General features: G+C 68.8%; 14 protein-coding genes. 2 read left to right on the forward strand and 12 right to left on the reverse strand.

Annotated features, from left to right (window positions below):
* Nucleotides 1-6 precede the first annotated feature (6 nt).
* Nucleotides 7-321, forward strand: coding sequence for a DUF1330 domain-containing protein (locus FPZ47_RS00935; RefSeq protein ID WP_144947173.1), 315 nt, complete (start codon nt 7-9; stop codon nt 319-321).
* Nucleotide 322: 1 nt separating this feature from the next.
* Here the strand turns inward: FPZ47_RS00935 and FPZ47_RS00940 are convergent, their stop codons facing one another.
* The 8 genes from FPZ47_RS00940 to FPZ47_RS00975 form a co-directional block, all read right to left on the reverse strand.
* Nucleotides 323-517 carry a ferredoxin gene (locus FPZ47_RS00940; protein WP_144947176.1) on the reverse strand — a complete coding sequence of 65 codons (195 nt, stop codon included), beginning with the start codon at nt 515-517 and terminating at the stop codon, nt 323-325.
* 11 nt (nt 518-528) lie between these two features.
* A complete protein-coding gene (locus tag FPZ47_RS00945; RefSeq protein WP_144947179.1) occupies nt 529-1,734 on the reverse strand; it encodes a cytochrome P450 in 1,206 nt (401 codons plus the stop codon).
* A gap of 337 nt (nt 1,735-2,071) precedes the next feature.
* The gene (locus tag FPZ47_RS00950; RefSeq protein ID WP_144947181.1) at nt 2,072-2,944 is read right to left on the reverse strand and encodes an NAD(P)-dependent oxidoreductase; all 873 of its coding nucleotides are present in this window, start codon (nt 2,942-2,944) and stop codon (nt 2,072-2,074) included.
* Complete coding sequence (locus tag FPZ47_RS00955) at nt 2,941-3,756, reverse strand: NAD(P)-dependent oxidoreductase (RefSeq protein WP_144947184.1); 816 nt, start codon at nt 3,754-3,756, stop codon at nt 2,941-2,943. The genes FPZ47_RS00950 and FPZ47_RS00955 overlap by 4 nt, the downstream gene beginning before the upstream one ends.
* The gene (locus FPZ47_RS00960) at nt 3,753-4,685 is read right to left on the reverse strand and encodes an alpha/beta hydrolase (RefSeq protein ID WP_144947187.1); all 933 of its coding nucleotides are present in this window, start codon (nt 4,683-4,685) and stop codon (nt 3,753-3,755) included. Before FPZ47_RS00960 ends, FPZ47_RS00955 begins: the two co-directional genes overlap by 4 nt.
* Nucleotides 4,682-6,343, reverse strand: a complete 1,662-nt coding sequence (locus FPZ47_RS00965) for a thiolase C-terminal domain-containing protein (protein ID WP_144947190.1) — start codon at nt 6,341-6,343, stop codon at nt 4,682-4,684. Before FPZ47_RS00965 ends, FPZ47_RS00960 begins: the two co-directional genes overlap by 4 nt.
* Nucleotides 6,325-6,621, reverse strand: coding sequence for a ferredoxin (locus tag FPZ47_RS00970; RefSeq protein ID WP_210419798.1), 297 nt, complete (start codon nt 6,619-6,621; stop codon nt 6,325-6,327). Before FPZ47_RS00970 ends, FPZ47_RS00965 begins: the two co-directional genes overlap by 19 nt.
* Before the next feature lie 8 nt (nt 6,622-6,629).
* Entirely contained in the window at nt 6,630-7,937 is a 1,308-nt protein-coding gene (locus tag FPZ47_RS00975; protein ID WP_144947195.1) for an NADH-ubiquinone oxidoreductase-F iron-sulfur binding region domain-containing protein, read from the reverse strand.
* Between the two features lie 36 nt (nt 7,938-7,973).
* Here FPZ47_RS00975 and FPZ47_RS00980 point away from each other — a divergent pair, with 36 nt between their 5' ends.
* Nucleotides 7,974-8,447 carry a hypothetical protein gene (locus FPZ47_RS00980; RefSeq protein ID WP_144947198.1) on the forward strand — a complete coding sequence of 158 codons (474 nt, stop codon included), beginning with the start codon at nt 7,974-7,976 and terminating at the stop codon, nt 8,445-8,447.
* 5 nt (nt 8,448-8,452) lie between these two features.
* Here FPZ47_RS00980 and FPZ47_RS00985 read toward each other — a convergent pair whose 3' ends face one another.
* Genes FPZ47_RS00985 through FPZ47_RS01000 form a run of 4 tightly spaced genes read right to left on the reverse strand, consistent with a single transcriptional unit; the run spans nt 8,453 to nt 12,009 of the window.
* The gene (locus FPZ47_RS00985) at nt 8,453-9,319 is read right to left on the reverse strand and encodes an alpha/beta fold hydrolase (RefSeq protein ID WP_144947201.1); all 867 of its coding nucleotides are present in this window, start codon (nt 9,317-9,319) and stop codon (nt 8,453-8,455) included.
* A 16-nt stretch (nt 9,320-9,335) separates the two neighbouring features.
* Entirely contained in the window at nt 9,336-9,737 is a 402-nt protein-coding gene (locus tag FPZ47_RS00990) for a Rieske (2Fe-2S) protein (protein WP_144947204.1), read from the reverse strand.
* Between the two features lies 1 nt (nt 9,738).
* The gene (locus FPZ47_RS00995) at nt 9,739-10,884 is read right to left on the reverse strand and encodes an amidohydrolase family protein (RefSeq protein WP_144947207.1); all 1,146 of its coding nucleotides are present in this window, start codon (nt 10,882-10,884) and stop codon (nt 9,739-9,741) included.
* A 30-nt stretch (nt 10,885-10,914) separates the two neighbouring features.
* A complete protein-coding gene (locus FPZ47_RS01000; RefSeq protein WP_144947210.1) occupies nt 10,915-12,009 on the reverse strand; it encodes an amidohydrolase family protein in 1,095 nt (364 codons plus the stop codon).
* Nucleotides 12,010-12,462: the final 453 nt, after the last annotated feature.

A 12,462-nucleotide genomic window follows, 5' to 3' on the forward strand; every position in this document is an offset into this window, starting at 1 on the left:
ATTCGAGTGGCAACAGGGCCGAAAGGGTACGTCCTGCTCACCGAGGCCATCAAGGATCCGGCGGGCATGAAGGCCTACGCCCGGGCCGCCGGAACCGCGATGGCCGGCGCCACCATCCTGGCGGTGGATACCGCGCCCGAGGTCATCGAGGGCAGCTGGCACGGCGACCAGACCGTGCTGCTGGAGTTCGAATCGGTGGACGCCGCCCGCGCGTGGTACGAATCCGAGGGCTACCAGCAGGCCGCGAGGCTACGGCAGGCGGCGGCCGACTGCAACGCGGTGATCCTCAGCGGGTTCGACATGCCTTCGGCCCACGGCTGAGCTACTCCACGATCGAGATCGCCTGCCGGGGACACTGGCGGACGGCCTCACGGATCTGCGTCTCGTTCTCCGGCGTGACCTCCGACTGCAGCACGCTCAGCATGTCGTCGTCACCTAGCTGGAAGACCTCCGGGATGATGCCCATGCACACCCCGTTGCTCTCGCACAGGCCCCAGTCGACCTCGACCTTCTTCACGCCCAACCCCCTCAGCGCAGCACCTGGACGGGTACGTTCTGCCAGCCCGCGACGTTCTGCATGTGGACGCGCTGCAGGCCGTCCCAGTCCAGTTCGTAGCGGGGCATGAAGTCGAGCAGCTTCTCCAGCGCGATCCTGCTCTCCAGGCGGGCCAGCGCCGCGCCGAGGCAACTGTGAATCCCGTACCCGAGGCCCAGGTGCTGAGCCTCGGTCTGGTCGCGCTCGATGTCGAAGGTGTCGGCGTCGGTGAAGGCTTCGGGGTCCCGGTTGGCCGCGGCGCCGCAGAGGAACACGGGCTTGTGCGCCGGGATCACGCCGCCGCTGACGTGCGCCGCTTTGAGTGTCCAGCGGACGTTGTACTGCACCGGGCCCTCGTAGCGCAGCAGCTCTTCCACCGCACCCGGGATCTTGTCGCGGTCCTCCTGCAACTTCTGCCACTGGTCGGGGTGCTTGGCGAAGATCACCGCCGCGTTGCCCATCAGCTTGGTGACCGTCTCGGCGCCCGCACCACCCAGAAGCGTTGCAAAACCGCAGATTTCGATGTCGTCGAGCTTGCGCAGCCGACCGTCCTCGCCGGGGATCTCCGCGGCGATCAGCCTGCTGATCATGTCGTCCTGCGGGTTCTCGCGCCGCTCCTGCACCAGGGTGAAGTAGTACATCGCGGTGTCGATGTTGGCCTGCATGCCGGCCTCGCTCACCTCGATCTGCCCGGGTTCGCGGTGCAGGCTGGTGTCGATCCAGTGGCGCACCTGCTGGCGGTATTCCTCGGGCACGCCGGCCATCCGGGTGATGACCTCCACCGGGAACGGCCCCGAGAAGTCCTGCACGACGTCGAAGCGATCGGGGTCGGCCGCGCCCAGATACTTGTCGATGGCCTCGATGATCGTTTCGCGCTGCGACTGAATGGCCCGCGGCGTGAACGCCTTGTTGAGCAGGCTGCGCATGTGCCGGTGCTCCGGCGGGTCCATGAAGATGATCGACTTCTGCTCGGCGGGGATTCCCTTGCGCACCATCGCCAGGTCGCAGCCCCGCGCCGAGGAGTAGGTCTCGAAGTCCTTGAAGGCGGCCGCGACGTCCCGGTGGCGGGTCAGCGCGTAGAAGTCTTCCTTCTCGTCGTAGTACAGCGGCGTTTCCTCGCGCATCCGTCGGTAAATGTCGAACGGATTGTTGAAGTACTCCTCGGAGAACGGATCGAAGACAACCTGGGGCTTGGTCACTGCACACTCCCTCGTGTCAGCTTGGGCCGGGACCGTTACGGGTGAATGCCTGACTGTAACGCTAACGGTAGCGGTTCGAGCGCGAGGCCGAAAGAACCAAAAACCTGCCATGTCGTCGCGGTCGAGGTGGCCGGTCGCGGTGATGCCCTGGTTCGTGGTCGGCAATACCCCCGCCATCGTCGGGGCCGGTATGCGCAGCCTTGCGCAGACGCGTGCAGGTAACCGCGTGCAGGTAACGAGGGGTTCGACGGCGCCGACCGCGGTGGCCGACCCGGCAGGCGTTGAGCGACACCCTCGGCGAGCACGCCGCGATGGAGTTCATCTTCGCCGCCGGCGTCTACATGCTCTCGGCGGTGGCGTTCGAGACGTGGTGGCGGCCGCCGGTGCCGGGCACGGCGCCGCTGCCCGCCTGATCGTGCCGGTCGACGTCGATCGCCGTGATGACGTCGTCCAGCACACCGAGGTCGGTACCGAGTTCCCCGGCGATGCCGCGCACCACGGCCACGTCTTTGGCGACGAACTCGCCGACCATCTCACCGAACGAGGCGACTGATCCCCTCGCCGCGACCAGGCTCAGCACCCGGCTGCTCGCGCTGCCGTGGGCCAGTGCTTCCAGCAACACCGATTCCGGCAGGCCGATTCGCTCGCCCAGCCGAACCGATTCCCCCAGCAGGCCGATGTGTCCGGCGAACAGCGCGTTGTTGACCAGCTTCACCTTCTGTCCGGCGCCGCCGGGCCCGACATGCAGGACCGGGTCGCCGTAGCACTCCAGCACCGGCCGCACCCGCGCCACCGCGTCGTCGGACCCGCCCACGAACAACGTGAGCCGGCCCGCGGCGACCTCGTGCGGGCCCCCGCTGACCGGGGCGTCGACCACGTCGACGCCGGCGGCGTGCGCGGCGATCGCCCCGATCGTCCCCGGGCTCGCGGTGGTGTGTACCACCAGCGCCGAACCCGGCGGCATGATCGCGGGCAGCGCAGCGTCCAGGCAGATCTCGCGCACCTGCTCGTCGGTGAACACGCACAGCACCACCACGTCGGCCCGCGCGGCCACCTCCGTCACCTCGCCGACCGCCCTGGCGCCGAGCGCTTCGAGGTCGCCGCGCTTCTCGGCGGTGCGGCCCAAAACCCCGACATCGTGCCCGGCCGCGACGAGCCGGGTCACCATGGGCCGTCCCATCCGCCCCGCGCCGACGAACCCGACTCTCACCGCGGATGGCCCATCAGCGCCAGCGTGGCGTCCGCGGCGGCAAGCACGGCCCCGGCGTCGGCCGCCGCCTGGCCCGCGAGGTCGACGACGAGCCGGACATCCTTCTGCAGCAGCGCCCCGGCCACACCGGCCAGCCGCCCCAGCCCACCGATGCCGCCAAGGGCGTTGAGCGCAAAGCTGTTTCCGCTGCTGCGGGAGACGACTTCGGTGAGACGGTCGGGGTCGACGCCGAGCGTGCGGGCCAGGGAGAGGGCGGCGGCCGCGGTGCCCAGGTTGGCGGTGAAGAGCAGGTTGTTGAGCAGCTTGGTGGTCTGGCCGGATCCCAACTCGCCGAGGTGGACGACCGGGTCGGCATAGGTCTCGAAAACCGGACGGCAGCGCTCGACCAGCCCGGCGTCGCCGCCGGCCATCACCAGGAGCCGTCCCGTGGCCGCCGCGTGGCCACCGCCGCTGACGGGCGCGTCGATGACCGAAACCCCTTTCGCGGCGGCCTTCTTCGCCACCTCGCGGCAGGTGTCGGGGTGCACCGTGCTGTGCACCGCGATAACACCGCCCGGGTTCATCGAAGCCAGCACGCCGTTCTCGCCGCAGGCGATCTCGTACACGTCGGCGTCGCCCACCACGCACAGGCACACCAGATCACAGGCCGCGCCGAGGTCGGCCGGCGACTCGGCCACCGTCGCCGCGGTGTCGGCGAACGGGTCGAGCGTCGCGGGTCTGCGCGCCCACAGCATCGTCGGGTGGCCGCCGTCGACGATCCGTCGCGCCATGGGCCCGCCCTGGCTGCCCAACCCGATGAACCCGACTCTCATTCGGGGTCTCCCTCCGCCGAGTGTGACGCTGCGGTCACGCTCGGGTCCGGCGGTGAGTGTGGTGTCACACTCGGGGCGGCCTTCGCGCATTCCTGCACGAACGAGAGGACCTTCGCGTGGTACTGCGCCGCGGTGTGGCCGAGGCTGAGGTTGTGCCCCGCCCCAGGCTGGCGGTGCACGGCGAAGCGCGGCGCCCCGGTGAACAGGGCCGCGATCTCGGCCATCGCCGAGTCGTCGTTCTGCCAGACCTTTTCGTGCTCGGCGATGCTGAACTGCACGGGGACGCGCACGGCGGGGGCGAGCGCGCCGAAGTCCCGCCGGACCCAGTCCGCCACCATGTGCTGCTCGTATTCCGGGGCCGTCGGCGAGACCGTGGCCCCGCCCCGGACCTCGGGTGGGTACAGATTCTCCGGGTGCCACAGCAATTCGCGCAGACCCGCCGGACGGCGTTCCCGCGTCGCGGCCTTCAGGATTTCGCGGGCCTCCGGATGATACTGCCGGCCGGTGCTGGCCAGTTCCATGCCCAGCAGGCCCGCGCCGCGCTCGTCGGCGCCCATCCGCACCGCGAGTTCGCAGCCGCCGGAATGGCCCATGAGGAAGACCCCGGCGCCCCGCGGCCGCTCCCCGAGGATGCGATCCACCGCCCCGTAGGCGAGGTTGACCCGTTGCCCGGGTTCGGCGATCGCGTCCGGGTAGGGCGCCGAGCTGCCGTAGCCGGGCCGGTCGAGCGCCACCACGGTGAATCCGGCCGCCGCACCGGACCGGAGCAACGACAACGACGGGTGGCCCGGACAGTCGAAATACATTGCCGTGGTGCCGCCGCCGTGAATCGCCACGATCACCGCCTGTGGGGACTCGGCCTCGGCGACCAACGCCGACATCGGCACCCCGTCGACGATGACGAGCCGCGGCCGCACCGCCGGGCTCATGTGTCCGACCGGAGCAGCAGCACGCCGCTGGGCGTCAGGCCGCCGCTGCTGACCGCGCCGACCCGGGCGCCGGCGACCTGCCGGTCACCGGCCTCACCGCGCAGCTGGGTGACCGCCTCGTGGATCAGCCCCATGCCGTGGGTGCGACCGTGCGACAGTTGGCCGCCGTGGGTGTTGAGCGGCAGCAAGCCGTCGCGCGCGATGTTCTTGCCGCCGTCCAAAAAGTCCTTGGCCCCGCCGATTTCACAGAAGCCCAGCGCCTCGATCCAGGACAGGCAGTTCATGGTGAAGCCGTCGTAGAGTTCGGCGACGTCGACGTCGTCGGGCCGCAGCGAGGTGCGCGTCCACACGTGCGCGGCCTGGCCCAGCACCTGCGGCTCGTGGGTCAACGTGCTTTGATCCCAATCGATCCGTTCGATGATCTGGGTTCCCACCGCCTCCACCAGAACCGGCGGTTTGGCCAGATCACGGGCGGCGTCGACGGCGGAGACGATGACGGCGATCGCGCCGTCGCAGGGCACGTCGCAGTCGTAGAGACCGAAGGGTGTGGTGATGGGCCGCGCGTTCAGATAGTCGTCCATCGTCATCGGGGACCGGTAGACCGCGGTCGGGTTGAGCTCGGCGTTGGCCCGCTGGTTCAGCGCGATCCAGCCCAGCGTCTCCTTCGTGGTGCCGTAACGGTGAAAGTGCCGCTGCGCGTTCATCGCCAGGGTGTGCGCCGCCGACGTGGCGCCGAACGGGAACATCCAGCCTGCGGAGCGGCCCATCGACCCGGTGATCTTGCCCTGTTTCATCAGCTCGTTGAACGTGGCTTCCCACAGGGTCCGGAAGCACAGCACGTGGCGCGCCAGGCCGCCGGCGACCGCGAGCATCGCCGCGATCACCGACCCGCCCGGGCCGAACGTTTCGATGCCCCCGTTGTGCCAGGCCGGCCGGATACCCAGCGCCGCCTCCAGCGCGGTCACCCCGCCCTCGCCGAACCCGCCGAGGTTCCCCCCGCCGGGATAGGTCGACAACCCGTCGATGTCGGCGAACCTCAGCCCGGCGTCGGCGATCGCCGCCTCACAGGCCTGCACCGTCAGCGACAGCGGCGGCTCCATCAGCCGGCGACCGATCGGTGACATGCCGATGCCGGTGAGGGCGACCTTGTCCTCGAACTTCTCGGTGGTCAGCATGGGCCGAACGTGTTCGGAAAAGCGTTCCGGCGCAATCTCGTCGACGGGTAGCGGGCCGGGCTCGGCGTCGGCCACGGGCCGGAACAGCGGAAGCCAGACGTCCTCGTGTTGTGCGAAGAGCACCTCCACCTGCCGGCCGAGTTCGAGTTCGTCGAAGTCGCATTCGACGATGTTGGTGGTCAGCCGGATGCGCGGGTCCTCGGCGATCGCCACCTGCGCCACCACATACGGCGCCGGCATGCCGGGCAGGCTGAATCGGTGGTTCACGGTGAACCCGGCCAGCGTCGCCCTGCCGGAGAGCGCGCGCACCCCCATGTCGCGGGACCGGCAGTACCGGCACACCGGGGCCGGCGGGTGGATCAGCGATGCGCAGGCCCGGCATTCCTGCAGCCGCAACGTACCGTCTGCTCCCGACGTCCAGAAGAACTCGTTGTCCTGCGTGATCAGTGGCAGGGGACGGACGGTCAACGCGTGAAACCCCATTCGGCTTCGTTGGCCTCCGTTTTGAGGTGCTCGGCGGGATCCGCGTCGCCGTTGAGCGGCGGCGGCACGTCGTCGGGCCGGCGTTCGTCGAGTTCCATGATCGCGTGTACCGGGCAGTCCATCAGCGCCCGCATGACGTCGTCGCGGTCGGCTTCGGGGACGCTGCCGTCCCCGATCAGGCAGGCGTATCCCCAGTCGTCGAGCGAGAAGTAGCCGGGCGCGTGCTTGGCGCAGATGCCGAAGCCGTCGCACAGGGTGCGGTCCAGGTGGATCCTCAGCGGCTTCCTCACGCGGGAACCACCGCCTCGACCTCGTAGGGACGCTCGGCACGGAACGGGTCGACACGGCATGCGTCGCAAGCGTTGTCGAGGTGGCGCGCCACCTCGGCGGCGAACTGGTCGAGCAGGCTCGCCGCCACGTTGGTCGCGGCGTCCAGCGTCGCGCAGGCGCCCCGGCCGCGCAGCGTCACCGACCAGCGTTGCAGCCGGGCGAGGTCCCCGGCGGTGGCGGCACCGTCCCGCAGCGCGCCGGTGACCGCGGCCATCGCCGCGGTGCCGTTGAAGCACGAGCCGCACTGTCCGGCGTTCTCGCGGTCGAAGTAGGCCAGCACCGACGCGGCGACCGCGACCGGACAGTCATCGGTGATCACCGCGATCGCCCCGCACCCCAGGCCGCTGCCGAGGCCGCGCAGCGTCTCGTGGTCCAGCGTGACGTCCAGCACGCCACGGTTGAGCAGCCCGGCGAAGTAGCCGCCCAGCAGCGCGCCCCGCACCCGATCGGCTGAAATACCATGCAGCGCAAGGAGTTCGGTGAACGGCAGGCCGTGCGGGATTTCGTAGAGCCCGGACTGCCGGCCCCCGCCGGTCAGCGTCGCCAGGAAGGTTCCGGGTGACAGCGACGTGCCCAGCGAACGGAACCCCGCCGAGCCGTGGCGCTGCAGGTAGGGCAGGTTGGCCAGGGTCTCGACATTGCTGACCAGGGTGGGCCGCCCGCCGACGCCGGCTTCGAATGGTCGCGGCGGCTTGTCCGTCGGCTTGGCCGGGCCACCGTTGATGAAGCGGGTGAGAGCGGTCTCCTCGCCGGCGATGTAGGTCGGGTCGACGGTCCAGAGCTCGACCGTGATGTCCCCGAGTGCACCGGGTTCCAGTTCGGTCAAGGCGGTTTCGACGCTGCGCGCGGATGCCGGGTCGGAGACGTAGACGTGGGCGCGGTGGGTGCCCACCATCGCCGCGGCGAGCCGCAGACCGTCGAGAACCAGGTGCGGCCGATGCCGCAGCAACCAGCGGTCCTTGATCGACGCCGGCTCGCCCTCCTCGCCGTTGGCGACCACGACGGCGCCCCTGCCGGCCCGCCCGTTGTCGCGCACGGCGCGCACTTTCACCGCGAGCGGAAAGGCGGCACCGCCACGGCCCTGCAGGCCGCCGCGCTCGACGTCGTCGAACAGTGCGTCGGGGGCCACCAGCGCGTGGTAGCCGCCGTGTGCCCGGTAGGTCGCGTAGTCCTCACGCGCGCGGCCGGGTTCGTCGCCGAGCAGTCGCGGCGCACACCCGGGCCAGGCGGTGACGGTGATCGCCGGCGCGGCGCTGGTTTCCATCAGCCGACCCCCAATGTCACAGTTAGGCTCGAGCACATGCGAACTGCCGTGGTGCGCGTCAACGTCGACCCGTCGGGCCGGCTCACCCCCGAGCAACTAGGCCAGGGCATGACGGCGCTCCTCGCTCTCGCCCGCGAACGGGGTGCCGACGTCGTCCACAGCGATCTCGCCGCGATGCTCTCGGGCCGCCGCGAGGCGGCGCTGCTCATCGCCGGCGACGACGTCGAGGACCTCAAGAAGCAGGCGATCAACCTGTGCGCCAGGGCGTTCGGCACCGCCCCCGCCGCCGGGGTGGTCACCTATGTCAGCAGGGGCACCGATGAGGATGCGCACGGTGTGCTCTCCGCGTTCGGCCTCACCGGCGAGATCGCCCGCACGCCCGGTGACGACGGCTTCGACATCGTCCACGTGACGCTGCGCGAGGCGGACCTCGAGAGCATCCCGGAAAGCCGGATCCACACCGCCCTCGAGGCGTCGCTGAACTGTGAGGTGCACATCCGCACCGTGTGAGCGCATCAGGCGCCCAGGAAGTCGAGGATGGCCGGGGCCGCCTGCGCCCAGGTGTCGAACATGTTGAAGTGCTGCACGCGCCCGGCCGCGCGGTCCTCGGCGGCGCGTTCCCAGGCGTCTTCGGGCCACGGCGGGTCGATGAGCGTGGATCCCTTGATCAGGCAACCGACCTCCAGCGACGTCCGCTTGGGGTGATCCATGTCGTTCTCGCCGCCCCGGATGATCAACGTGGGAACCTGTATCCGGTCGAACATCTCGTCCTCGACGCCCGGAATGGTCTGCCCCGGCTTGGACACGAATGCGTTGAGCCAGCGCAACATCACCTTGAGAAACTCGTCGGAGTCGAAGTCGACGAACCGCCGCTTGTTGGCCGGGTTTTCCTCGATCCGCTCGCGCCACTCCGGGACCTTCATCACGCCGTCCATGCCGGCGCCCCGCACCGCCAGGATGCTCGGCACGACGTAGTAGGAGCCCAGCACGAAGGTGCCGTAGATTCCGCCGACGATGTTCCACACTACGAGCTTGGACACCAGCTCGGGGTAGAGGATCGTCGTGAGGATGGAATCCCTTGCGCCACCAGAGCCCCCGGCGAGGATGCAGCGCTGCACGCCGAGGCCGTTCAACAGGCCGCGCAGCGTCTCGGCGCGCATGTGCGACTCGCTCTGGCCGTAGAACTGTACGGCGGAGGCGCCGCAGTTCGGCCGGTCCCACAGCAACACCCGATAGCCGCCGCCGACGAGCGCCTCGGCCAGCGGGCGCAGGCCCGGGATCTCCTTGCTGAACCGCCCGCCGGGCGTCAAGGCGATGAGATCGCCGGAATCGCCGAGGATTTCGTAGACGACGTTGCCCCCGTTTATCTCGATGGAAGACACTGATTCTCCTGTCGCGTCACGCCATCACCAGAACGTCGTCGCCGACGACCCGCACCGGATAGGTACGGATGCTCCACTCCGGCTTGACCGCGGTCGTGCCGGTTGCCAGCTCGAAACCCCATTGGTGCCAAGGGCAATAGATGTACTCCAGATCCCGGACCATGACCGCGTCTCCGGGGGCGGTCTCGTCGACGACGGTGCGGCCGCGGGCGCGTCCCGAGCACAGCGGCCCACCCTGGTGTGGGCAGTAGTTCGCGATGGCATAGAAGGCGCCGTTGACGTTGTAGACCCCGACCCCGTGCCGGCCGATGGGCACCAGCTTGTGGGTGCCGGGCGGGATCTCGGCCACGGTCGCGACGATGTGCTCGCGGCCCTGAGCCAGACGCTGCCGGGGCCGCTCGGCGAGTTCTTCTGTCAATTCAGAACACCCGCACCTGACCCTCGAGCACCGGAACCGTGTCGGGGAGATGGTATGTCGCGATGCCGTTCTTGAACATCACCGCTTCGCGGGCCGCTTTGGGCAGGTGCTTGACCAGCCACCGCGGGTCGTCGAACGTCCAGTGCGGGTAGTCCGAGGAGTAGAGCAGGATCCTGTCGCACTCCATCCATTCCAGGGCGCGGGTCAACTCGGTCTTGTCTTCGGGGTAGTCCAGCGGTTGGGTGGTGAACTTGATGTGTTCCTTGACGTATTCGGACGGCTTGCGCTTGATGTCCATCCAGGACTTGCGTGCCTCGTAGATGGCGTCCATGCGCCACATCAGCGGCAGGATCCAGGTGAATGCGTGCTCGACGAACACGATCCGCAGCGTCGGGAAGCGGTCGAAGACACCGTCGAAGATCAGGCTCATCACCTGATTGGCGGCGAGCAGCGAGTAGGTCACCATGAAGTCGTGGTTGTAGCTGGGATAGCCCACCGGCGGCGTCGGCAGCTCGTCGTAGTGACTTCGGGACAGGTGGCAGCTCACCGTGATGTCGTGCTTGGTGGCCGCCGCCCAGATCGGGTCGTATTTCGGGTGACCCCATGACGGCCGCGGCTCGGCCTTGATCAGGATCTGCGCCATGTAGGGGTGCCCCGCCCAGCGCTCGATCTCGCGCACGCTCGCTTCCGGCTCCTCGATGGCGGCACAGATCGAGCCCCGCCACCGCTCGTGCCAGTTGTTGTGGGTGTCCAGCCAGTGGTTGGCCTGCCAGTCGTTGAGGGCGCACGCCATCGCGTGCTGGGCTTCGGGTAGGCGCGCCGGGTAGGCGGCGGGTTCCAGGATCGCGATGTCGGAGCCCGCCTCGATGATCAGCTGGCGGAACGCCATATCCGGGTCGCTGCAGGGAAATTCGCCGTCGGGGGGGAAGGTGTCCACGCGCATCGCATAGCTGTGCGCGTAGTCGGGGGCGTCATAGTAGATCTGCTCGCCCACCTTGCGGGTGAGGAAGTACTTGCTGCGCCACGGTTCGGGGATGTAGGGAAGCAGCTCTCCGCGCTTGGGCGTCGGGTGGACATCCGAGTCGACGCACCGGACGGCTATGCGCTCGGCGGCGGGAACCCGTTCGTGCATATGGGTCAGCGTCATCTCGACACTCCTCCGTCTTCCTTGTTTCCTCTACTGTGCGCCGGATCCGACGGCGATGTCTATCCCGTACAGGCCGGACGCGTTGCGCCAGCACAGCTTCTCGCGCTGCTCGGCCGACAGCGCCGCGGGCAGATTCCTGACGTCGGCACTCTGCCAGTGCGGATAGCTCGAGCCGAACATCACCATGTCGTCCTTGCCGGTGAAGCCGAACCATTCGCCGGCGAACTCGGCGTCCCGGGGAGGGCCGTCGAGGCTGCCCTGAACGAAATACACGTGATCGGCCAGATAGTCGCTGGGAATTCGCGGGGCCCAGGGCGTCTGCTCCAGGTGCGGCCGGCCGAAGCAGTCCATCCGCCAGACGAACGGCGTCAGGAAGTCCGCGGCGCCGTCGGCCCAGACGAACTTGAGGCCGGCGAACCGCTCGAACACGCCTTCGGCGATCATGTTCATCTGGTGGTACAGGTAGTTCAGCGCCATGAAGCCGACGTACTGCTCGTAGGTGCGGGTGTTCCCGGACGGCGTGGGCGGCGACGCGACGCCCGAGCCGACCTCGATGTGCACCGCAACCGGAAGGTTCGCGTCGACGGCGGCCTCCCACAGCGGCCAGAACTGCGGCTTGCCGTAGAGCTCGCGCGACTGCAGCGGAATCCCGAGCTGGACGACGCGCGGGTGGTCGCGCCACCGCTCGACCTCGCGCACTGCGCCGGCGATGTCGTCGGGGTTGACCCGGATGGTGCCCCGGAACCGGTCGCCGAACTTCTCGGAGTCCAGCCAGCGCGACACCATCATCTCGTTGTGCGCGGCGTGCAGCGCGCTGCCCAGGTGCCGGTCGGGCATGATGCCGCGCCCCATCGGGTGCAGCACCGCCACATCGACGCCGCGCTTCGAAAACAGCTCGTGGGCAACAACTTCGGGGTCAGAACCGGGATACTGGCCGTCCGGCCCCTCGGCGTTCGGCGCGTACTCGCCGCCCGGCGCCCCGTACCAGTCCATCTCGTAGTCGGGGAAACCGCGACTCTTGAACGGCTCGCGCAGCACGGCGCGCAAGTCCTTGTTGGACGGGAAGAAGATGTGCACGCTGGCGTCGATGAGCGGCGTGCGGGTCCCGTCAGCGTGTTCGATCACGAAAGCCATCCTCGGGCTTCGGTAGCCAAAGCGAGCCGGACTCGCTCATATGCTAGATAAGCTAACATTCTCGGCGGGGTCGATCAATCCGTTTCCGGTAAGCGTTTCGGTTAGGCATCGGGCCTGGTAGTTGTCGATTTTGCCGTCACATCGGTAAGTGCTGTTCTTCAATATGGATAATAGCATTCTCCGGGTGCTCCCGAGGCCGCGTCCCGCCCCGCCGACGGCGACACCGGCCGCCGCGCCCGCCCCGATTGCGCCACCTGTGAACCGCACGATCGGCCCGGCGGGTTCACCTCGGTTCTTTTTGCCCAAAGACGCAGCCGGACAGCGCCGTGTACAGCACCGGAAACAACGCGGACCAGTTCGTCCGGAGGGGCTAGTTCCCCAGGGGCGGCGCCCCGCCGTGGTGCAGGAAAATTTGGCTCGAGTCACCCTGGAATCTGCCGGGCG

The sequence above is a fragment of the Mycobacterium helveticum genome (assembly GCF_007714205.1).
GTDB lineage: Bacteria > Actinomycetota > Actinomycetes > Mycobacteriales > Mycobacteriaceae > Mycobacterium > Mycobacterium helveticum.

Excerpts from the sequence above, each read along its gene's own strand:
- FPZ47_RS00955 (WP_144947184.1), bottom strand. The coding sequence starts at position 3,756 with ATGAGAGTCGGGTTCATCGGGTTGGGCAGCCAGGGCGGGCCCATGGCG.
- FPZ47_RS00960 (WP_144947187.1), bottom strand. The coding sequence starts at position 4,685 with ATGAGCCCGGCGGTGCGGCCGCGGCTCGTCATCGTCGACGGGGTGCCG.
- FPZ47_RS00965 (WP_144947190.1), bottom strand. The coding sequence starts at position 6,343 with ATGGGGTTTCACGCGTTGACCGTCCGTCCCCTGCCACTGATCACGCAG.
- FPZ47_RS00975 (WP_144947195.1), bottom strand. The coding sequence starts at position 7,937 with ATGGAAACCAGCGCCGCGCCGGCGATCACCGTCACCGCCTGGCCCGGG.
- FPZ47_RS00980 (WP_144947198.1), top strand. The coding sequence starts at position 7,974 with ATGCGAACTGCCGTGGTGCGCGTCAACGTCGACCCGTCGGGCCGGCTC.
- FPZ47_RS00995 (WP_144947207.1), bottom strand. The coding sequence starts at position 10,884 with ATGACGCTGACCCATATGCACGAACGGGTTCCCGCCGCCGAGCGCATA.